This window comes from Arcticibacterium sp. SM2516, assembly GCF_057914865.1.
Genome location: NZ_CP195290.1, coordinates 2,149,634 through 2,170,936, shown reverse-complemented (window position 1 = coordinate 2,170,936; position 21,303 = coordinate 2,149,634). Strand labels below are relative to the sequence as shown.

Annotated in this window: 21 protein-coding genes and 1 pseudogene; 8 read left to right on the top strand and 14 right to left on the bottom strand. The window is 37.6% G+C overall.

Going from position 1 to position 21,303, the window contains the following annotated elements:
* Positions 1-8: 8 nt before the first annotated feature.
* Both kynU and ACSBFT_RS09050 read right to left on the bottom strand, forming a co-directional pair.
* Entirely contained in the window at positions 9-1,277 is a 1,269-nt protein-coding gene (kynU, locus tag ACSBFT_RS09055; protein ID WP_463047456.1) for a kynureninase, read from the bottom strand.
* Positions 1,274-1,969, bottom strand: a complete 696-nt coding sequence (locus ACSBFT_RS09050; protein WP_463047457.1) for an SGNH/GDSL hydrolase family protein — start codon at positions 1,967-1,969, stop codon at positions 1,274-1,276. Before ACSBFT_RS09050 ends, kynU begins: the two co-directional genes overlap by 4 nt.
* 158 nt (positions 1,970-2,127) lie before the next feature.
* On the opposite strand from ACSBFT_RS09050, the gene ACSBFT_RS09045 reads away from it, so the two are divergent.
* Positions 2,128-2,700 carry a DUF2911 domain-containing protein gene (locus ACSBFT_RS09045; protein ID WP_489604354.1) on the top strand — a complete coding sequence of 191 codons (573 nt, stop codon included), beginning with the start codon at positions 2,128-2,130 and terminating at the stop codon, positions 2,698-2,700.
* A 64-nt stretch (positions 2,701-2,764) separates the two neighbouring features.
* On the opposite strand, the gene ACSBFT_RS09040 is transcribed toward ACSBFT_RS09045, so the two are convergent.
* From ACSBFT_RS09040 to ACSBFT_RS09030, 3 genes are all read right to left on the bottom strand, one after another.
* Positions 2,765-3,217 carry a hypothetical protein gene (locus ACSBFT_RS09040; RefSeq protein WP_489604353.1) on the bottom strand — a complete coding sequence of 151 codons (453 nt, stop codon included), beginning with the start codon at positions 3,215-3,217 and terminating at the stop codon, positions 2,765-2,767.
* 85 nt (positions 3,218-3,302) lie between these two features.
* On the bottom strand, positions 3,303-3,959 hold the full coding sequence (locus ACSBFT_RS09035; RefSeq protein WP_489604352.1) for a hypothetical protein: 657 nt from the start codon (positions 3,957-3,959) through the stop codon (positions 3,303-3,305).
* Positions 3,943-4,434 (bottom strand): RNA polymerase sigma factor, encoded by a 492-nt coding sequence (locus ACSBFT_RS09030; RefSeq protein ID WP_463045838.1) that lies wholly within the window; start codon positions 4,432-4,434, stop codon positions 3,943-3,945. The genes ACSBFT_RS09035 and ACSBFT_RS09030 overlap by 17 nt, the downstream gene beginning before the upstream one ends.
* Before the next feature lie 153 nt (positions 4,435-4,587).
* On the opposite strand from ACSBFT_RS09030, the gene ACSBFT_RS09025 reads away from it, so the two are divergent.
* On the top strand, positions 4,588-5,163 hold the full coding sequence (locus tag ACSBFT_RS09025) for a DUF2911 domain-containing protein (protein ID WP_489604351.1): 576 nt from the start codon (positions 4,588-4,590) through the stop codon (positions 5,161-5,163).
* A 56-nt stretch (positions 5,164-5,219) separates the two neighbouring features.
* Here ACSBFT_RS09025 and ACSBFT_RS09020 read toward each other — a convergent pair whose 3' ends face one another.
* From ACSBFT_RS09020 to ACSBFT_RS09005, 4 genes are all read right to left on the bottom strand, one after another.
* Positions 5,220-6,086, bottom strand: a complete 867-nt coding sequence (locus ACSBFT_RS09020) for a bile acid:sodium symporter family protein (RefSeq protein ID WP_489604350.1) — start codon at positions 6,084-6,086, stop codon at positions 5,220-5,222.
* 83 nt (positions 6,087-6,169) lie between these two features.
* A complete protein-coding gene (locus ACSBFT_RS09015; protein WP_463045835.1) occupies positions 6,170-6,622 on the bottom strand; it encodes a DoxX family protein in 453 nt (150 codons plus the stop codon).
* A 58-nt stretch (positions 6,623-6,680) separates the two neighbouring features.
* The gene (locus ACSBFT_RS09010; protein WP_489604349.1) at positions 6,681-7,247 is read right to left on the bottom strand and encodes a Crp/Fnr family transcriptional regulator; all 567 of its coding nucleotides are present in this window, start codon (positions 7,245-7,247) and stop codon (positions 6,681-6,683) included.
* A gap of 93 nt (positions 7,248-7,340) precedes the next feature.
* The gene (locus ACSBFT_RS09005; protein ID WP_489604348.1) at positions 7,341-8,867 is read right to left on the bottom strand and encodes a bifunctional GNAT family N-acetyltransferase/carbon-nitrogen hydrolase family protein; all 1,527 of its coding nucleotides are present in this window, start codon (positions 8,865-8,867) and stop codon (positions 7,341-7,343) included.
* A 426-nt stretch (positions 8,868-9,293) separates the two neighbouring features.
* On the opposite strand from ACSBFT_RS09005, the gene ACSBFT_RS09000 reads away from it, so the two are divergent.
* From ACSBFT_RS09000 to ACSBFT_RS08985, 4 genes are all read left to right on the top strand, one after another.
* Complete coding sequence (locus tag ACSBFT_RS09000) at positions 9,294-9,725, top strand: hypothetical protein (protein ID WP_463045832.1); 432 nt, start codon at positions 9,294-9,296, stop codon at positions 9,723-9,725.
* Positions 9,726-9,753: 28 nt separating this feature from the next.
* Positions 9,754-10,020: a hypothetical protein gene (locus ACSBFT_RS08995; RefSeq protein ID WP_489604347.1), complete on the top strand. Its 267-nt coding sequence runs from the start codon at positions 9,754-9,756 to the stop codon at positions 10,018-10,020.
* 292 nt (positions 10,021-10,312) lie between these two features.
* Complete coding sequence (locus ACSBFT_RS08990) at positions 10,313-11,236, top strand: ThuA domain-containing protein (protein ID WP_489604346.1); 924 nt, start codon at positions 10,313-10,315, stop codon at positions 11,234-11,236.
* Between the two features lie 197 nt (positions 11,237-11,433).
* The gene (locus ACSBFT_RS08985) at positions 11,434-11,817 is read left to right on the top strand and encodes a hypothetical protein (RefSeq protein WP_463045828.1); all 384 of its coding nucleotides are present in this window, start codon (positions 11,434-11,436) and stop codon (positions 11,815-11,817) included.
* A gap of 122 nt (positions 11,818-11,939) precedes the next feature.
* Here ACSBFT_RS08985 and ACSBFT_RS08980 read toward each other — a convergent pair whose 3' ends face one another.
* Positions 11,940-13,118 carry an FG-GAP repeat domain-containing protein gene (locus tag ACSBFT_RS08980; RefSeq protein WP_489604345.1) on the bottom strand — a complete coding sequence of 393 codons (1,179 nt, stop codon included), beginning with the start codon at positions 13,116-13,118 and terminating at the stop codon, positions 11,940-11,942.
* Here ACSBFT_RS08980 and ACSBFT_RS08975 point away from each other — a divergent pair.
* Together ACSBFT_RS08975 and ACSBFT_RS08970 are read left to right on the top strand one after the other, a co-directional pair.
* Positions 13,084-13,503: a hypothetical protein gene (locus tag ACSBFT_RS08975; protein ID WP_489604344.1), complete on the top strand. Its 420-nt coding sequence runs from the start codon at positions 13,084-13,086 to the stop codon at positions 13,501-13,503. The two genes, ACSBFT_RS08980 and ACSBFT_RS08975, sit on opposite strands and share 35 nt — an antisense overlap.
* Complete coding sequence (locus ACSBFT_RS08970; protein WP_489604343.1) at positions 13,493-16,129, top strand: DUF7133 domain-containing protein; 2,637 nt, start codon at positions 13,493-13,495, stop codon at positions 16,127-16,129. Before ACSBFT_RS08975 ends, ACSBFT_RS08970 begins: the two co-directional genes overlap by 11 nt.
* Before the next feature lie 93 nt (positions 16,130-16,222).
* Here the strand turns inward: ACSBFT_RS08970 and ACSBFT_RS08965 are convergent, their stop codons facing one another.
* The 4 genes and pseudogenes from ACSBFT_RS08965 to ACSBFT_RS08950 form a co-directional block, all read right to left on the bottom strand.
* The gene (locus ACSBFT_RS08965; protein WP_489604342.1) at positions 16,223-17,605 is read right to left on the bottom strand and encodes a dicarboxylate/amino acid:cation symporter; all 1,383 of its coding nucleotides are present in this window, start codon (positions 17,603-17,605) and stop codon (positions 16,223-16,225) included.
* Positions 17,606-18,445: 840 nt separating this feature from the next.
* A complete protein-coding gene (locus ACSBFT_RS08960) occupies positions 18,446-19,780 on the bottom strand; it encodes a YfcC family protein (RefSeq protein ID WP_489604341.1) in 1,335 nt (444 codons plus the stop codon).
* A 144-nt stretch (positions 19,781-19,924) separates the two neighbouring features.
* Positions 19,925-20,326: pseudogene (locus ACSBFT_RS08955) on the bottom strand (GxxExxY protein); the annotation flags it as partial.
* Between the two features lie 53 nt (positions 20,327-20,379).
* Positions 20,380-21,174 (bottom strand): polysaccharide deacetylase family protein, encoded by a 795-nt coding sequence (locus ACSBFT_RS08950; protein WP_489604340.1) that lies wholly within the window; start codon positions 21,172-21,174, stop codon positions 20,380-20,382.
* Between the last annotated feature and the right edge of the window lie 129 nt (positions 21,175-21,303).

Sequence of the window (21,303 nt, the reverse complement as noted above, 5' to 3'; positions counted from 1 at the left end):
TATTCTTTTTAGATAACACCTGTTTTTACAGGCGAATGATTTTCAAATTCTTTGGAGTCCACTATTTCTACTAACCTTATTACAGCTTCACAGAGTTCCGAAAAACTTAAATATAAAGGCGTAAGAGCTATTCTAATGATGTCTGGTGGACGATGGTCAGTAATGATGGTCTTTCTATTTATACGTGGATGAATCAGAGAAAGATTTATTCGGTAGGCTTCTTTATGTGTTAAAGCGATGTGTGATCCTCTTTCAGCAGCTGCTATTGGGCTTGCTATTTTGTAATTCCTTTCTTTCAGAAATAATTGAAATAACTGTATGAATAATTCAAATAATAATTCCGATTTGTTTTGAATGTTTTGAATTCCTGCTTTTAAGAAGATATCAACACCAGGCTCAATCGCTTTGGTAGACAATATTGGAGGTGTGCCTACGGCAAAGTTTTGTATGCCATCTGAGGCTCTAAAAGTAGGACTAAAGTCAAAGGGAGCAGCATGTGAAAACCAACCCGTAATCGGGTTTTGAAGTCGACTTTGCCATGCTTTTGAAACGTAAAGAAAAGCAGGAGCACCAGGTCCGCCATTCAGGTATTTATAGGTGCAGCCTATGGCCATTTCCATTTTTAAAGCTTTGACATCAATAGGCACCGCACCAACAGAATGGCTCAAGTCCCAAAGGTTGAGAGCTCCGTTTACAGTCGCTTTCTCATTGATAAGCTTCACGTCATATCGGAAGGCATTTTGAAAAGTGACATGGCTTAAACTTACCAGAGCAGTGTTTTCAGAAATGGCATTTAAAATATTCTTATTGGCTTGCTCAAAGTTCTCCTGATTTACCACATGGGATGTTTTATCTTTAAAAGATTGTTGACATAATTCATGAAGGATATATAGATCGCTGGGGAAGTTGAAACTATCTGTAACTATCTCACTTTTGTGGCTTTGATAAGACAGACTAGCGAAAGCCAGTTTATACAAGTTAACAGAAACACTGTCGGTTATAATGACTTCGTCGGGTTCTGCATTAATAAGTTTGGCTATTTTTCCGGCTATCCTTTGATGGCTTTTTAGCCAGTCTTGATTCCAGCTTCTTATCAAACTGGAGCCCCATTCTTGATTGATGGTTTCTTCTAAAACTTGCTTTGTTTTCTTAGGCAAAACCCCCAAAGAGTTACCATCCAGATAGATTGTTTTTGCGTCTAAAACAAAGTCGTTTCTGAATGCCTTTAGTGGGTCTTCTTCGTCTAATCGAGCTACTTTGGCTTTGATGTTTGTCATGGTTTTACCAAAGATAGAACATCATTTAGCATTAAATCAACCCACTGACCATACATTTTAGCAGAAGGATGTAGTCCGTCGCCGGCTACTAAATCAGTATCTTGAAGTCCTTTCCTAGAAATGGGGGTAATGTCAAAAAACGCAATGTTTCTTGCCGTACAAATGTCTTTCTGAATTTGGTTATATTCATTTATCTCTTGTGTTATTTTTTGAGGGTTTCTGCCTTGACCAAAAGGCGTAAAACCATAATCTGGAATAGAAACCACAAATACTTTTGATTTGTCCCCTCCTGCAAAACCTATCGCTCTATCTAATAAAGGTTCAAATTCTCTTTTAAAATCTGTAGCCGATCTACCTCTGAATTGATTATTGACCCCGATAAGCAAGGATACCAAATCGTAATTATTCTTGGGAGCACTGTGGTTAATGGCTTTATCGAGTTCATCTGTAGTCCATCCGGTTTGAGCTATTATTTTTGGGTCATCCATTTCTAAACCTTTTCTGGTGAGCTGTTCTGCAAGCTGAACTGGCCATCTGCCAGACGGGCTAACGCTTTCACCGATAGTGTAAGAATCTCCCAAAGCTAAATATTTTATGGAAGAGCCGGAGCTTTCTGTTGAGGCGGGCACGGTATTTTTTTTGGTACATTGAGCCATCAAGGCAACGGTAACGAGGAGTAATATGCTTTTCAATTTTCTATGTTTAATATTTTAATGCTCAAAGTTCTTTCAGCAGGCATTGGGCCTCTTCAAGGAATGCTTAATCAGATACGTTCAAATGGTTTATTTTGTCTATTTGGCCTGTATTTTTCCTAAATTGAACTATTATATATAAAACCTTATTAAAAGACATGAAAAAAACACTACTTATTTTACTAAGCTTTTTTGCTTTTCAGGTTTCTGCTCAAGATTTTGAACCCATAGATAAAAGTATCATGGATGTGGCTTATTATCCAAATGGGGCACATAGAGCTGCTTTTGCTAAAACGGCAAAAGAGAAAGCGGCTATAATGCCGAGAATTAGAATTACATATTCTAGACCATTGGCCAATGGAAGAGAGATTTTTGGAGGTTTGGTGAAGTTTGAGGAGCCATGGAGAATGGGAGCGAATGAATCTACCGAAATTATTTTCTATTCGCCCGTTATGATAGGACAAACCGTTTTATCCGCTGGTAGATATTCGCTTTACTGTGTACCAACTAAAGATAGTTGGACTTTAAAAGTACATCCTACTGTAGACGGTTGGGGAAGTTACGGTTACGACTATTCCAAGGATTTGGCAAGTGTAACAGCAAACGTTATTAATGTTCGCCAAACTATTGAGGCTTTATCTATAGCCATGTATAAAGCTGAATCTGGTCAAGTAATGATAAAAGTTGGTTGGGGAGATTCAATGGCGGAGTTTCCTATTACCGTACTGTAATTAGTTTTTTAAGTCATCTTTAGAGCCACTTGTGAAATGAAATCAAGTGGCTCTTCTTTTTGATCTAAATCACATTTCCGGCAGCCAAAGCTTTGGCATCCATATTTCGACCTATTATTAAACCAACTATCATTCCTATAGAAATACCAAGAGCTATACCGATAGACCTTTCAAAGCTGGATAAGACTGCTATTCCAAAGACAACTCCAAAAGACATCCCTAAACCTAAACCAATATTGGTATAATGGCCTTTTGAGATTAAGGAAAGACTCTCTTTTAAGAATTTTTCAAAATCGATTAGTGCCTTTTTGAAGAATTTGATACTTTGATTTTGCTCAGATGTAAAATTCAAATTGGTAAGTTTGTTTTCCACCGATTTTAGCTCCTCGCTTGAAAGTGCTCGGGTATTTAATTCGCTTAGAATATGAATTAACTTGTCATATATCTTGATTTCGGACTTTTTGCTTGCTTCGTCTTTTAAGTTTTCAAAAAAGTTTCTGGCTTCTTGTAATGTCATGATTGTTTGTTTTTTTCTTGGTTAGTGGCTCACAGCTTGAATTATTACACCTTGAGGCAAATTATTTTTTAATAATAGTGATTTTTTATGCCCTCAAGGTTTCCAAATCGGCCAATAGTTCTTCCAGTTTTTTGAATACCCTTCCGTAAATCAGATTTAAGTCCCATTTATAAATTCTGCCACCGAAGATTGCCAATATGCCCATAATTAAAATGATTGCTGCTATTCCTATCAGCGGAATTCCAAATATTAGGTAGAGGTCAGGGAAGTGTTCTAAGGTTTTGGTGACTAACCTTTCTCCTAAAAAAACGCCATGAGCATCCTTAAACCAAAGACCTAGAATAATGGACAAGAATATGATAGGGTACAGAAATGTTGCAATGCTTTTATTAATAGTCACTTGTTTGTTAAGCCATTCGTTAAATGCTTTTAAATAGTGGTAGCTGCTTTCTCCTTTGTCTATTTTATATAATCCATTCAGTAATTGCTTATTGATTACTACCAGCACACTCAGCGTTACAAAAAAGATAAGACCCATTACTGGTATGCCTACCAAAAATGATATAAGCAAGAAAACAAGAGAGAAGGCTACTATCGCAATCAGGTTTATTCTAAACATCCTTGTAAACTTGTCAATGATGTGAATTGACTTTTTATTATACAGGTTATTGACTTTTGGAGCTATCAAGGCATCACTTTTAAGAAAGCCTTCTTTCCATATATTTTCAATTGATTTTTCCATCGAGAAGTTTTTTTAATCTTGTTTTAATTCTTGTCACACGTACACCAATGTTGTTTGGGTTGGTGCCTATAATATCTGCGATTTCTTGATAGGTTTTTTCTTCCAAATAAAGCATAATGATGGCCCTATCAATCTCGGATAACTTTCTAATGGCATCATAAAGTAGGTTTAATGATTCGTCTGAAAACGCAAAATTATTTTCTGTTTCTTCGCTGGGTATGGAGTCGGAAACAAAATGTTGTGTCTTGCTTTTCTTCTTTTTAAGTAAGGTCAAACAAACATTTAATGAAATACGGTAAACCCATGTGCTCCATTCTGACTCCTCACGAAAGTTTCCCTTACTCCTCCAAATTTGTAAACAAACCTCCTGAAAATAATCTTCAAAGTCTTCTTGGGAGTTGGTATAAGCCCGACATAACTTGATAATTATTCCTGAGAATGGTAGAATAGATATTTTATAAAAGTCGCTACTCAATATTTCTTTTTCTTACTTAGTGGCAAAAATCCCAAATCATTACACCTTTGTTTAAATTTATTAAAAGAAAAGGGTTTCAGCATTAAAAGCTGAACTAAAACCAAACCTTGGGCATTATGAATTCGTAACTCTAAATCAATAAAAAACTAATCAATGAGAAAACTAACCTTTGTGCTTTTTGCACTTATTTCGATTCAACTTTCCGCTCAAGACTTCCCTAAGCTAGACGCCAGCCCTTTAGATGCGTCTTACTATCCTAATAATGCGGCACATGACCTTACTTTTGCGGAAACCGCAGACGAAAAGGCGGCTTTAATGACGCAAATTAAAATCGTTTATTCTCGTCCTCAGGCCAAAGGAAGAGAAGTTTTTGGAGGATTGGTGAAGTTTGGAAAAGAATGGAGAATTGGTGCCAATGAAACTACCGAAGTTACCTTCTATTCTCCAGTAAGAATAGGCGATGTTATGCTTTTTCCAGGAACTTACGCAATGTACATTATTCCTCAGGAAGACAGTTGGACACTGAAATTTCACCCAACAGTAAATGGCTGGGGTGTTTATAATTTTGATTTATCAAAAGAGTTGGCAAGTGTGACCAGCAAAGTGTCAAAAACCACAGAAAATGTAGAAGCCTTATCCATCACGATGTATAAAGCTACTACTGGAGCTGTACATATTAAGATTGGATGGGCAGACAGCTTTGCGGAGTTTCCTGTGAGCTTATTATAAAAAAACAAAAAGCCGTCTGTTGGATTCAGACGGCTTTTTTATGCATTTCTCTTGAACTACACCGCTTCTCTCTTCCCCAACTTCCACATTAGAATACCTCCAGTTACAAACATCCAGATAGAATACGCTCCTGTAGGAATTCCTAATTCAACATTATTAAGGATGGTTGTAGCTATCACAAAAGCCAGCGTGCCGTTTTGAATACCACTTTCTATCGTAATGGAAATAGCACTTTTAAAATCAAGTTTGAAGATTTTCGCGGTCATAAAGCCAATGCCCATGGTCGCTAGGTTAAGGAGTAAGGTGACGATGCCAACTCTTTTTAGAGCTTCTCCTAAAAGGTTAAAATTAGCAGCGATGACGGCTAAAAATATAATGATGAAAATTACGGTCGAGGCTGTACGCATTGGTTTTTCCATTCTATCAGCGAAGTTCTCTTTATATTTCCTGATTATCATACCTATCGAAATTGGAATGACGGTAATCACCATGATTTGAAGTATGGTATCTAGTATCGGTAGTTTAATGGTTTGACCAGTACTTGAACCAAAATACTCAAGAGCATTGGAAAGGATAAATGGAATAGTAAGCATGCTTACAAAACTTGCTAAGGCCGTTAAAGTAACCGAGAGGGCAATATTTCCTTTACACACTTGGCTAATTAAATTACTGGTAGGCCCGCCAGGTGCAGAAGCCAAAATCATGATTCCTACCGCCATGGTTGGGTCAAGGTCAAAGGCAATAGCTAACAAGAAACCAATAATAGGTAGAAAAATAAGTTGATTGGTAAGGCCAATGATGACGGCTTTTGGGTATTTGATAATTCTACCAAAATCGCCTGGAACTAGGGTCATGCCCATTCCGAGCATGATGATGGCAAGAGAAAGAGGCAAAAAGACTTTGCTTAAAAGGGTGGCTATCATGGGTTATTTTTATAGTTTTCAATAGGGTATTAATTTAAAGATATTCATAATAAGTGAATTGCAATCCATGTTTTAAAAAAGAATTATTTCTTAACGGAGGAAAAGTAAACCCAAGCAATAAAGAGCAACTGTAGCGGTATTCTGAACCATAGGTAGGAGAGGCCGTGTCCGTCCAGTTTTCCTGTTTGGTAGTTTAAACCATCCAGAGAAGCGTTGATATTGGCAGGTAAAATTAGCACGAAAAATATAATCAGAATTATGCCTGTTAAGTAGCTGTATTTGGGATAAAGTAAACCTATGGCAAAGAGAATTTCCATTAAACCTGTTGCGTAAACAAGTTCAGTTTTAAAAGGAATGGCTTCTGGAATCATCCCTGCCATGCCTTTGGTAAACATAAAATGCCCCAAAGCTGTAAAAAGCAACATGATAGCCATGCTTATTTTACCCGCCAACTGAACGTCAACTTGTTTGTTTATTAGTTTTAAAACGAGCAGGCTAATCAGAAAAGAACCGATAAGAATAAAGAGTGGCTTCATATTGTTTGATTTTTTAACAAAGGTCATGCTTTGCAAAACACAAGACAATGAACCCAAGTTAAGAAATCCTTTTTCTGATACGGCTTAAAGCTTGGGGCGTAATCCCAATATAGGAGGCAATATACCGAAGCGGTATTTGACGGATTAACTCAGGTCGTTCTGTAAAAAGGTTGAGGTATCTTTCTTCGGCAGTTTCGTTTAAGAGCGATAATTCTCTATTCGCTTTCTTTAGAAATAAGGCTTCACTGGCTTTTCTACCTATAGTATTTCCGGCTGCTGTGTTTTTATAAATATCTTCTAGGTCTTGATAGGTTAATTGCCAAAGGATGCTATCTGAAATGGTTTCTACAGTGTATTTGGAGGGAGATTGGCACAGAAAAGAGTCGTAGGCACAGCTAAATGAGTTTTCAAAAACAAATGCAAATGTGAGGTCAGACTCTACATTAGGAATATAATACCGGATAATACCACTTTGAACAAAAGAGAGGTGGTTCTCTACATTTCTAGCGTTTAAAAGTACTGTTTTTTTAGGAACTTCTAGACGCTTTAGCTTTGACAAAAAGTAAGTCCAGTCTTCGTCAGAGAGCTTTGTGTTTTCCTCAAAAATCTTACGTATCTCTTCCAACTGCTATAAAGTTTTGCTGATTCAAATGTAAAAAAAGAATCCGCTCAGTATAAACCAAGCGGACCAATTTTTTGAAAGCTTTAATAACTATACTTATACTTTCTTTAGTTCGTAAACGTCTTTCCTTCTATCTCTTAAATTTCTTACTGCACCAAACTGGTTCAGCTCACGAAGCATATCAATATCCACATCTGCTATCAAAATCATTTCCGTATTTGGGGTAGCTTCTGCTTTTATACCATTGGCAGGGAAAGCGAAATCGCAAGGTGTAAATACCATAGATTGAGCGTATTGGATATCCATGTTATGCACTTTTGGCAAGTTTCCTACACTTCCGGCAATAACCACATAGCATTCGTTTTCAATGGCTCGGGCCTGAGCACAGTAACGAACTCTGGAGTAGCCATTCTGAGTATCTGTTAAAAACGGAACGAAAAGGATATCCATGCCTTCGTCTGCCAGTAATCTACTTAGCTCAGGGAATTCGGAATCGTAACAAATTAGGATACCAATTTTTCCGCAATCAGTGTCAAAAGCCTTTAGACCAGTTCCGCCTTGCATACCCCATACTTTGGCTTCATCTGGCGTTACGTGAATTTTCTCATAACGCTCCACGGTACCGTCTCTTCTGCAGAGATAACCCACATTATAGAGTTGCTCATCTTTCATTTCGGGCATACTCCCCGAGATGATGTTGATATTATAGGAAATAGACAGTTCAGAGAATTTTTTAACTATTTCTTCGGTGTATTTCGCCAATTCTCTAATGGCATCAGGCTCAGACATGTGATTGTTGGCTGCCATTAAAGGTGCATTGAAAAACTCTGGAAATAATGCAAAATCTGAACGATATCCAGATACCGCATCCACAAAGTATTCCACCTGTTCCAGAAGCTCCTCTAAATTATCATAAGGACGCATTTGCCACTGAATAAGACCAATTCTTACAACTTTTTTCTTTGTAGTTGCCTTTTTAGATGGTTTCTCGTAATAAACGTTGTCCCATTCCAGCAATACCGCAAATTCGTTTGAAGCCTCATCTCCCTCTAAATAACCTCTTAAAATTCTTGCAGGGTGAAAGTCATTTGATATTTGAAAGTTTAAAACGGGATCATGGATTTCCTTTCTTTTTACTTTCTCAATATATTGTAAAGGTGTGAGCTCAGTGGCATATTTGTGATAATTCGGTATTCTACCTCCAAAGGCTATACTCTTTAAGTTTAATTTTTCGCACAGTTCCTTTCTGTAATCATAAAGTCTTCTTCCCAGTCTTAATCCTCTGAATTCAGGTTTAATGAAAACATCAATACCGTATAATACATTTCCGGCATTTGTGTGAGAATCAAAAGTATAATTCTGCGTAATTTCTTTATAAGTATGGTTACCTTGAAGAATTTCGTCGTCTATAATAATGGATAAAGCACATCCAGCTAATTCGCCATTTATTTTCATAACCACCTGTCCTGCAGGGAATTTGGAAATTAAAGATTTAATGTGATGTCTTTTCCAGTAAGAATCTGGCATAGAATTATACGACGTTATCATGGCAGCTTTAAGCTCCTCGTAGTCGTCTTCTGATAGATATTCTAATTCAATATTATCTATGTCTATTTTGCTCATTTTATTGGTTATCGTCTGTAAATTAAGTTCTTCTGTAAAAGGTGTTATTTTGGTTTGTAAATGTACTGGTTTTGAGACTGTCATAAACTTCAGTGCATGCCAAAATCATGCGAAAGATATGTTCTTTTTTTCTTTACTTTTCTTAAAAAGTATCTCATTGAATGAAAGATTTTTTTTATCCTAATTTGTCTTTCTTTATAACCATAGTTTTGATGCTAGAAGATATCTCTTAAACCTATTCAAGCTCGCTTTAAAGTACATGAATAGTTTGACTTTGGTTTATAAAATCTTCTTTTATTGTTTTAATAGTAGCTTAGAGATGAGCTAATCTTGTTGATTTTTTTTATAGTCTCATTTAGTTTTACCCAGTTACCATACAACCTTCAGAACGAGTTATGAGTTTTAAAAGCAGTTAAAATATCAAATATGAAAATCTTATTATTAATCAGTGCAATTTTAGGTACGGTGTATTCTTGTGGTTCAGGAAATACCACAAGCCCAAAGAAGGATCTCATTGGAAAATGGGATAACGCTTATGAAGTTAAAACCAAGGATGAATCAGGGAAGTGGACAGAATGGACCACCATCAATACCTTAGTGGCACTTCCTCAATTAGAATTCACCAGTGATGGGAAAGTATTATGGGATGGAAAACCATCTGAATTTTGTTGTAACTATTTGAATTATGAACTGTTTAATGACAGCATTAAATTCAATACTTCTGCAGGAATACCAGAAGAGTGTGCTTTGGTATTCTGTGCTGGTTGTGATGCATGGACTATTGAAAAGTTAACAGATACAGCCTTGGAAGTTAATATTTGTGACAATTCAATGATTAAATATCGTAGGGGTAAATAAAGGTTTAGAATTTATAGAAAGGAAGCTTATGAAAACGGTACTTGGTATTTTGTTGGTGGTTTTGGTGGGAGCTTGTGGGAAAAACAATATCAAACCGAAAGAACTGGTAGGGAAATGGGAAAACGCCTATGAGAAAAAAACAAAGGATGAAAAAGGAGAGTGGACAGATTGGACTCCTGTGACCAACTATATTCTGCTTCCATCTTTAGAATTTACCAGTGACGGTGATATTTTATGGGCTGGGGAAACTCCAACTGTCTGCTGCACTTTCACAAAATACGTTCTTAAAGGATAGACAATAAAACTAAGTGTACCACCTTTAAATGCGAGCTGTGCAGCTATTAATTGTTTATCATGCAGTGACTGGTCCATTGTGTCGCTTTCAGATTCAGTGCTTGAATTAAATAAGTGTGATGTGATAATTGAAAGATACCGCAGAGCGGATTAAGATTCTTTAGTAGAAAGGCATCAGAAATCGTAAGAAAAGTATCAAAGCCTTATTTATCTAGTTTTAAGCCTTTGATACAGGCTGAGTTTTAGCAAAAGTCTGATTAATTTGCATTCATAAATACTCAACCCTCTCTGAAATGAAAATAAAAATATCCTCTTTTCTTGCACTTGGCCTTTTGGCATTTTGCGGCGTATTAAATGCTCAAAGTTTACCAGAAGTAGAACTGAATAATGCATGGCTTAAAGAAATTAAAGACAAGGCCCCTGCCAAACTTACATATCCAAGTAAGGAAACGCGTAAAGTTTTAGTTTTTTCGCTACATACAGGGTTCAATCATTGGGTTATTCCTCACACTGAGGCAATGATTAAAACTATAGCGGAAAAAGCTGGTGGTTTTGATATGACCTATACCAAAGACATATTCGCTTTAGAGAAAGAAAACTTGAAGCAGTACGACGCCGTTGTGATGAATAATAACTGTAGCGTAGGAGACCACCGAGATATGTTCTGGGACGTACTTAAAAATAAGGCCGGTTTAGACTCTGTTCAGGCGATGAAAAAGGCACACCAAATGGAGAAAGACTTTATAACTTATGTGAAAAAAGGTGGTGGAGTAATGAGTTTGCATGGTGGTATAGTGATGCAGAATAAGTCCATGGCTTTCAGTGAAATGATGGGTGGTAGTTTTGAATACCATCCTAAACAACAGAAAATTGATGTTGAATTGGTGGATGCCAATCACCCTTTAGTTGCGGCATTTAATGGTAAAGGTTTTACACATAAAGATGAACCTTATATTTTCGACAAAGCGTATACAAAAAAGAACTTTAGGCCTCTTCTATATTTTGAAGCTTCGAAAATAGAAGGATTAAGAAATCCTGATGGAGATGCTATTCGTTACGTTTCTTGGATTAAAAATCATGGTAAGGGACGTATCTTTTATTCTTCTCCATCTCATAATGCACAAAGCTTTACGCCAGAATTATTGCAGTTTTTCTTAGACGGCTTACAATATGCTGTAGGCGATGTGGATTGTGATGCTTCGCCAATGGGTAAATAGCGTTATTACTCGTTTTATAAGAAGAAGACCTTCCTTTTGGGAGGTCTTTTTTTTGGTTAATACCCGATGGTAGATTATTTTCTGCCTTTGGTAGAGGAAGCTGCTTGATAGGTAGAATACGCTAAAAAAGAGACTAAACCTTTTCATGCCGATTGGGTCAAAGAAGCAGATTATTTAAAACAATTAGAAACAATTTTATGAAAAAGCTAACAGCATCAATCGTTCTTATTTTAGGTTTAACTACCTTTTCTTTTCAATCTAAAGCCGCTAACAATATAGATTTGGGTGGAACGGAAATCAAAATGGAAAACCCATGGCACACATTTCAAGAAGTAGTGGGAAAATATAATACTGCCAGTGGTAGTTTCTTGAATTTGAGTATAGCGGAGCAAACTCAGTTTCTGAATGCAGCGGAGGTGATGAAAGGAAGAATATTAGAGCACCCTAGAAGGGATAGTGAAAAACATTTGAATAGGATTGATGTTACGGTTAACGTATTCAAGTTTGTATGGGATAGCAAATCTCATCTTGAAACAATAGAAACTATTACTGAAATTCCGGTAGCTCCAGCACTAGGTTAGGAAAAAAGGTATTTTTAAAGAGGCTGTCTCACATTTGTGGGGCAGCCTCTCTTTTTGTCCTATGATTAATGCATGACATGAATTTTAAGCATGTTCTTACGAAATTGTAGCACAAACGCTTGTCAATCCAGCTCCTTATTTGGGATATCATTAATCATTAAGAAAACCCCATTCTTGTTGGAGATAATGATATCCGTTTTGAAATCATTATTCATATCTGCCACGGCTAAATTTAATCCTGAACCAGAGTCATTGTCAATTAAATGCTCTTTATAGTATGGAGCGGTATCCGGGGTAAATTCAAACCACATTAAAAGAGGTGCGTCTCCATCTCCAGGGTCATTTCCATTATGAGCGAGGTACCTTTTCCCGGTAAGAAAGTCTTCTTTACCATCATTATTGAGGTCCACCATTATAGAGGAGTGCGTTTGCGAGGTCGTTTCGCTCATTAAATGTTTCTTGAAATTGCCATCTTCTAACTGTTCAAACCACCAAATGCCCAGTTTGTGAGCAGAAGCTGTAACAATATCGTTTCGGCCGTCTTTATTGATGTCTAAAACCTGCATATGAGAACAATCTTCGCTAAGTTTAATTAAATGGAAACGCCAGTCTCCAGAAGATTTATCGGCTTTACCTTCAAACCAACCATCTTTAATAACTACATCTTTAATTCCGTCGCCATTAATGTCTCCATAACCAAGTCCGTGAGCAAATCTTTCTGTACCATAAACTTTTTCGGCCGTGAGGGCGTGCCGTGTCCATGAAGTTTCACCTTTTTTTGTAGGAGCCTGAAGCCAAATTATCTGATTCGTCTTTACGTCGCCACAGAGTAAGTCTATTCTGCCATCACCGTCTATGTCAACAAAACCAGGCGATTCATTTCCTATACCTATGGAGTCGCCAATGATATGTTTGGTCCAATACCCTCCTTCATTCTTTGGGTTTTCAAACCAATAGGCTGGAGTGCCCGGGTAGTCAATATTCACGACATCTTCCCAACCATCAAGGTTGACGTCAAGCGTAAAATTCAAAAAAGACTTACTGTATTCTTTTCGTGGGTCAAATGCCCTTGCTGGAGCCATTTCATGTTTGGTCCAGTTTGGTGCTTCAAACCAGTAATAGCCGGCCACGATATCTTTTAAGCCATCTTTGTTTAAGTCGGCCACGCCTACACCTTCAGAGAGGAACTCTCTGGTGATAACTGTTTTTTGAAAGGTCTTTGGTTGGGCTAATTCTGTTTGACAATTGGATAAAAAAGGTAAGAGTATGATTGCCAGAATTACGCCAGTTTTGTTTCTCATTATTTCTATATTTTGGGCTATACAAAGTGCCACTAAAAAAGAACTTTGTTTAAGGGAGATGAATTTACGCACTTATAAGAAAGGAGATGATGAAAACTTAGATTTATTTCTTGTTAACGAACAAGGGATCGATTTTCATTTATTAGGACAGGTTTATTTATTATTAGAGCAAGCGAGCAAAGGATTTTTCGGTCTGTCTTTGCATAAAGCAATCATTTGCACAATACCACAGTTCCTTGTGAGTAAGAGTTTTAGGCATTTGATAAAAGATTGGATCTACCGTTATCTCTTTGTCGCAGGTTTAACAGTAAAAACCTATGAATCAATAGTTTTATCTTTGAATTTAATTTTAGCATTCATCCCATCTATTAACAATGTCCAATAAATACTTAGCCCTTCTAAGCCTTTTAACGCTGTTTTCTTGTTCCCAAAATCAAACTGCTGATGTACAGGAACTAACAGAATATTTCAACCCAGCGAGTTTTAACCCTGCTACTTTTGAGCCAGACAGCACGGCTTTGATCATGGAAAATATTGCAGGTCCAGATGTAGTACCCAGCCCGGCTTGTTTAGCTGTTTTACCTACAGGGGAGGTCTTTGTGGGCGTCGATATGATGGGTTCTTTAGGAAAAGATCCCGGTAAAGGAAGTATTGTAAAATTGATTGATGCCGACAATGACGGAATTTACGAGAAGCATATAGAATTTGCAAAAACGGATAACCCAAGAGGTATTATGGCCGTGGGTGATGAGGTTTTTGTGTTACATACAGTTTTTGACGCAACCACTGGAGAAGCTGCTAGAATGGATTTAGTGGTTTTTGAAGATCAAGATCAAGATGGCGTGGCCGATGGTCCTTCTAAGCCGATCATAAAAAACATTTGTTCGCCTGAATCGCTAAGAAGCAGAGGAACAGACCATGCTACCAACGGAATCCGAATGGGTATTGATGGTTGGATTTATGTTGCTGTTGGTGACTTTGGTTTCCACGAAGCAGAAGATGCCTCTGGCAATAAAATGACCATGTTAGGTGGTGGAATAGTACGTGTGAGGCCTGACGGTACAGAAATGGAGGTTTACGCTCATGGTACGCGTAATATTTATGATGTGGCTATTGACCCATTTATGAATATTTATACCCGGGGAAATACCAATGACGGCGGTGGTTGGAACATTCGTTTTATTCACTATCAGCAGAGTGCTGAATTAGGATATCCTACTTTATTCAAAAACTTTACAGACGAAATTATTCCTGCTCTAAAAGATTTAGGTGGCGGGTCTGGAACGGGTAGTTATTTTATGGACGACGACAGATGGCCAGTAGCGTATAATCATGTGCCTATGATGGCAGATTGGGGTAAAAGTCAGCTCTACATTCACAGAGTAACGATGGATGGTCCAACTTTCACACAAAGCGACGAGGAGTTTATTAAACTTGCCCAAATTTCTGATGTGGACGTAGACGGTTCTGGAAGAATGTTTTTAGCAGCATGGGACGGAGCAGGATATAAAGGGAATCCAGATAAAGGCTATGTGGTGAAAGTAGTTCCTAAAGGTTGGAAATATGAAGCCTTCCCGGATTTGAAGGCTGCTTCTGTAGATGAATTAGCGGAACTTTTAAAAGCTGGAAATTCTGTAACGCGTTTCCATGCCCAGCAAGCCTTATTGAAAAGACCAGCGGCCGAAGCTGCGGCTGCAGCCTTGAAAGTAGCAACCGACAAAACATTGTCATTGCAAGTACGTGTGGCAGGCGTATATACTTATGCTCAGGCCGCTTGCGGTAATGGCGTGTCAGAATTATTGAAATTAAGCGAAGAAGATAAGATGCGTGAGTTTGCTCTACGTGCCTTGGCAGATAGGAAAACTTGTTTGGATGCAGTGCCTGTGAAACCCTTTATAGCCGCGGTGGAAGATGCAAATCCTCGTGTTCAAGCTACTGCGATTATCGCTTTAGGAAGATTGGGCAACAAAGAAACGGCTAAAACTTTATTAGAAATTCAGGTTCCGGCATCTGCCAAAATACCAGAAACAGGAAAGGAAGGGCCACATGCTACACCAAATTCGGCGATTGTTTTACCCCATTTAGCAGTACGCTCTTTAATCGCATTGAATGCGGTCGATGAAACTATTGATGCCATTGATAACAATCCTAAACTGGCCCTATGGACTTTAAGATACATGCACGATACCAAAGTGGTTGATGGTCTTATTGCCGCTTATGAGGATGCTGAAGATAAAGATGCTGTACTTAGTACACTTGCTAGAATTTATACCAAAGAAGCCCCTTATGATGGTAGCTGGTGGTGGAGTACAAGACCAGACACGCACGGACCATATTATAAAGGAATCACTTGGGAAGGTTCGGATGCCATAAAGGATTTCTTGTTGAAAGAAATGGAAGCAGGTGGTGCTGAAAAAGCAGATTTCTTTGCTTGGTTAAACGACCGAAATAGAATGGACATAGCCGAACTAGGGACTGCTTTGGCGGAGGAAACAGAAGAAGTAGTGAACAAAGTAGATTTTAACGCCATTAAAAACAAGAAAGGTCAAGTAGGAGAGGCGTCCATAGAAGATGTGATTCTGGCCATGGGTGAGATTAAAGGAGATGCTTCAAAGGGTAAGGCATTATTCATGAGTCAAGGTTGTATTGCTTGTCATAGCATAGAAAAAGGGCAAGTGATGAAAGGACCGTTTATGGGTCAAATTGGTTCTATTATGAATAGAGACCAGATTACGGAGTCTATCTTGAAACCAAACGCTTCTATTTCTCAAGGTTTTGCCTCTTTCTTGATTGAAACCAAAGATGGTAAGTCGTTCATGGGTTTTGTGACTTCAGAATCTGCAGATGAACTAACGTTAAGAGACATCGGTGGTAATGCTTCTAAAATTGCCAAAAAGAACATCAAAAGCCGTGAAGAAATGGAAAACTCCATGATGCCAGCTGGCTTGGCAAATTCACTTTCATATGAAGAGTTAGCTTCTTTAGTGACTTATCTGCAAGGGAATAAATAAGCGTTTGTTTTTTTTGTAATTAAAGCCTCTGGGTAATTGTTTTTTTTAATTAATCAGAGGCTTTTTTCTTGGTTTTAGGCTACAGTATTGTCGTTAATCTAACACTACTTCAGCATTCATTTTTTCGTCATCTAATTCGCCCTCCCATCTGGCAATAACGGTAGTTGCTAAGCAATTGCCGAATACATTTACCGAGGTACGAGCCATATCCATTAATTCATCAATCCCGATAATTAAGAGTACAGGCCATTCTGGAAGACCGAAAGATGCCAACGTTCCTAGGAGTATGACTAAGGTAGCCCGTGGTACACCTGCCACTCCTTTACTCGTGAGCATGAGGGTGAAAATCATGATTAATTGCTGTTCTATAGGAAATGTTACATTGGCGGCTTGTGCGACAAATATTGCAGCCAGAGAAAGATACAATGTTGAACCGTCTAGGTTAAAACTATATCCAGTAGGCATTACAAAAGAAACAATATGCCTTGGCACGCCAAATTTCACCATTTGTTCCATGGCTTTAGGTAAAGCAGACTCTGAACTGGTTGTGGCAAACGCAATAGAAAGAGGTTCAGAAACGGTCTTTAAAAAATTTAAGATAGGGACTTTAATCAAAAGCATGACTGGCACCAAAATGATTAAAATAAATACAATTAATGCCAAGTAAAGGGACATCAAAAGCATTGCTAAGTTTTTTAAGACGTCAAAACCCATGTGACCTACGGTAACTGCAATGGCAGCACCAACCGCAAATGGAGCAAAATACATGACGATGGTTGTGAATTTAAACATCACCTCAGAAAGTAATTCAATACCGGCGACCATCTTCGCTCTTTTTTTATGCTCGAGCATGGCTAGAGCAATTCCAAAAAGAACAGAAAATACCACAATTTGAAGTGTAGAACCCTCCGCAATAGATTTCGCAATATTCTCGGGAAAAACGTGAAGTAAAACATCTTGCCACGTTTGGGCTTCAGCATGCGGAAGCTCTTCTGATATACCGGGCATCTGCATAATTCCGGCTCCTGGCTTCAACCAATTCGCAAAAAATAAACCTATAAATAGGGCAAATGTGGTAACTACTTCAAAGTAAAGCAGAGATTTCCATCCCATTCTTCCAACCTGCTTTAAATCTGAATGCCCAGCAATTCCCGAAACTAGTGTGGCAAAAAGTAATGGGCCAATAATAGTCTTGATTAACTTGATGAATATTTTACTAATCACTTTGAGTTCCACAGCAAAAGCTGGAAAGTCATTTCCTATTTCTGCACCAATGATCATACTTATTAATATCCAGGCGGTCAAAGACTTTTTCTGAAAACCAAAATAGATCATGGACAGTATAAACAACCATCTGCTTAATGTAGGAACTAGTTCGGGTAATGTGATATAGTTTAAATTTTGTAAAACGTTAATTATGGAGGCTATTGCAAGGGATATTGCAATGAAAAGAAAGGTATTCTTTTGTGATAGCATTATTTACTATTGTTAAATTTTGCTGCGAATTTGATTCTAAAAAAGTACATTCCAATACGTCAGCTGGGAATTAATTTTAGACTGATTTCTAGAAGAATTTAAATACACTTTTTAGCTTGTTTTTTGACATTAATTTGTGAGTTTGTGGTCATAAAATAGTACTGGATTTTTTTCCTGGTTTATGCATTGTAGAATCGCAATAAGTTTTAAAGTGGAATAAATGGGTTAACGTCTATACTGAGCTTGTCGAAATGTGCTGATTTTAAGCAATTTAGCTACGGTACTGATAAAATCGGGAGATTGTCTAATGCGGGTTAAATCAAGGTGAAAGTGTATTTGAATAGATTGATTGGAGGGTTGAAACGTAAATCTATACGTCAATGTTTTCTTTTGAGAACTGTCAAACTGTTTACTGATAGTTATTTATGATGTATTATACAATGTCTGAAACAAAAGTGTCGCCGTTAAATAATTAATTAGCCATATTTTAGTGTTATATGTGGTTTTTTCGTAGTCAAAAGACCAAATTGTGTAGAAAATAATTTCTTTTGACAAACCACACTACTTTAATGATGAAACATGGAAAACTGAATTTGCGTCAAAAACTGAATAGAAGGCCGTATGACAAACCATCTCTTTTAAAACTTGGAAGGGTGAGAAACCTAACATTGAAAACGGGCTCAGTCTCTGATTTTGGCTCTAATCAATTTCAAGCATAAATTTTAAGGCGATAAGTGGGAAACATGTAGTGATATTTTAAGGCATTGGCTCATTGAAATTAAATCCGCTTTATAGGCTTTTTTCAATTATAATAGTTCAACAAGATTAAACTTATTGAGACTATGAATATCCCCTCAAAACCGCTACCATGATGGCAAAGCCACATAGCAGTAAAATGAACATCAGAGGTTTTAGTGCAAAATTCAGCCATTTGTTATAAGGAATTCCTGCTATGGCCAAAATAGCCATTAATGCACCATTGGTGGGTACAATCATATCTGCCATAACCGCACCGTATTGATAAGCCAAAATACAGGTTTGTCTGCTAAGGCCTATTAAATCTGAAAGCGGTATTAAGATGGGCATGGTCATGACGGCCTGTCCAGAATAACTGGGGATAGGAAAATGCAAGACAAAATGAGAAACCATCATAATAACTGCCGAAACTGACGGAGAAAGCGATTTTAAAGGAGCAAAAAGTCCGAAGACAATAGAATCAATAATCATCCCTTCTTTTAAAACAAGGGAAATACCGTTTGCCAAACCTAAAATCATAGCAGCAAAAATCATTTCTTTAAAACCGGCTATATAGGATTCTGAAGTGCCGTTAAGTCCCATTTTTGCTATTAAACCTGCGGCAATTCCCAAGGCAAAAAAGCAAGCCGACATTTCATTAAAGCCCCAGTCGAGTTTTAATAAACCATAAATCACGACTATAAATGTAAGACAAAGTAAAATCAAAATGATTTTACTTCTAAGACTAATAGAGTTGCCATGAGACTCCATTTTCACTTTGGCTATCCTGTTTTTATTGGCATAATAAATCAGATAAGAAATCCATATTAGAAATGCTATGAACAGTACAATTAAACGGAATTGCCCTCCAGAAAGTAAAGGAAGTCCTGCCTCTTTCTGAGCAATAAATACAGCAAAAGGATTAGACGGACTTAGTGAACTTCCCAATACCGTGGAGCCGTAACTCATATAAACCACCGTAAAGGTATTATAGCCTAAACTCCGTCCAAAGAGCAATAAGATAGGCGTCATGGCAATGACTTCTTCTTGCATGCCAATTGTAGCTCCTGCAGCCACAAAAAGAGCGGTGACAATAAGCAAAGCCAGAACTTCCTTGCCGTTTAGAATCTGAACCAATTTGTTCAAACCTTCAGTTAAGGCTCCCGTTTTTTCAATGACATAAAAGCAGCCTCCGAGTAGTAAAATCAAAACGATAATATCTGCTCTGCCAAGAATACCACGAGGGATGGTCAGTAGCATATCAAAGGCTGAAAGCTTGTCGACTTTGATTTCTTGGTATGAATTATTAACCACCGTAGTTATGCCCGTTTCACTATTGGTCTGTCTTTCATATGTACCTTGTGGTATCACATAGGTAAGAAGCCAAGAAAGCAAAATGGCGGCTATGATAATGACTAAGGCGTTAGGGAACTTATTCATTTTACGGCTATAAGGGGCTGTTATTTGTTCAAATTACGCCGAATAGTCATGAAATGCTATTATTTTTATCGAGTGGTAAATTCTGCTTTAAGTGCCTTTTATAGCCAACTTTTATCAAGAGAAAGAAGCTTAGCTCCCGCTGTCTTAACCTTTGATTTGCCTGATTTTCCGTTGAGCCGCTTGTTTGAATTTGATTAGTCTTTTGAATTCTAAACTTTTTGTTCCAAAATTTATCAAGAGACCTACTTCTAAGTCATAGGCTTCTAAATAGTTTATGGCTTGAGCTAAATGAACATCTTCTGTTTTAATTACAGCTTTAAGTTCAACAGAAATAACATCTTCTACTAAAAAGTCCACTCACCTAGTTCCTATATGCTGCTCTTTATAGAAGATGGACATTTCGTATTCTCGGCTGAAACGTATTCCATTTTCCGCAAATTCTATTTGTAATGCTCTTTGATAAATAACCTCTTGAAAACCATTTCCCAAGGCACTGTGGACAGTCATTGCACATCCAATAACCTTAGATGTTAAATCAGAATATTTATATTTCTCATTTAATCAACTTAATCATAGTGCAGAAAGTTACTGCCAAACCATCACTCCAACTCCCTATTCGCCTTAACGTATTCTGTGATTTCTCCTACGGGTGCTACCCAAATAGCTTCTGTTTTGTTGAGGTATTTTAGGAGTTTTTCTAAGGTTTTTGTTTTGGTGGTTTGTAGTCCACCTTTGTTGATTTCATGACCAGCTAAAACAAGCCAAAGTCCATCTTTTCTTGCTGCATCAATGATGGCCAAGATTTCTTTAAAGCTTTTACCATCCATCTCTACACCCGTTAATTGATACAAATCGCAGTAAGCAGGGTCGTTTGGAACCTCGTCTAGCCATGTTCTGCCAGACAGGAATTTATTTGCTACAAGCGGAACATAACTTTTTGTTTCTGTACCTCGCTGAATAAACGTTTGTCCGCAAGGATAGGCAAATTGAGTAGGGGTAACACCCAGCATTTGGGCTATTTTCTCATTTGAAGCCTCAAATTCCAACTCCATTTTTGATTCGCTGTACTCTTCCAGTGCGTTTTTACGTGCCCATAAAAAATTACCAGAGCAAGGATGATTATAACTATGATTTCCTATTTCATGACCATCTTTTACGGCTTGCTTCCAGCCGCTAAGTTCATCATACACAGGGCTAGGTAAAACATAGAAGGTCGCTTTGGTATCATATTTATTCAAAATAGCTGTGCCAATTTGTACCTGACTTGGTCGGGCATCATCCCATGTAAGGCTCAGTGCCATTTGTTTGCCTTTTGGCCATTTGAATTCTTGTTCTTGAGCACTAATGTTAAAACTTAGTAATAGGAGGAATAAGGCAATAAGGTTTTTAGACATTTTCTAATTGGTTTGGGGCTTGTTTTAAAAGAAACAAGTTAAGTAGATTTTATTAGTTCAGAGCTTTATTCTGGTAGGAAATTAGTTTTTACTATGTTCCATTTCGCTTGATATGAAAGAGTCTATTGC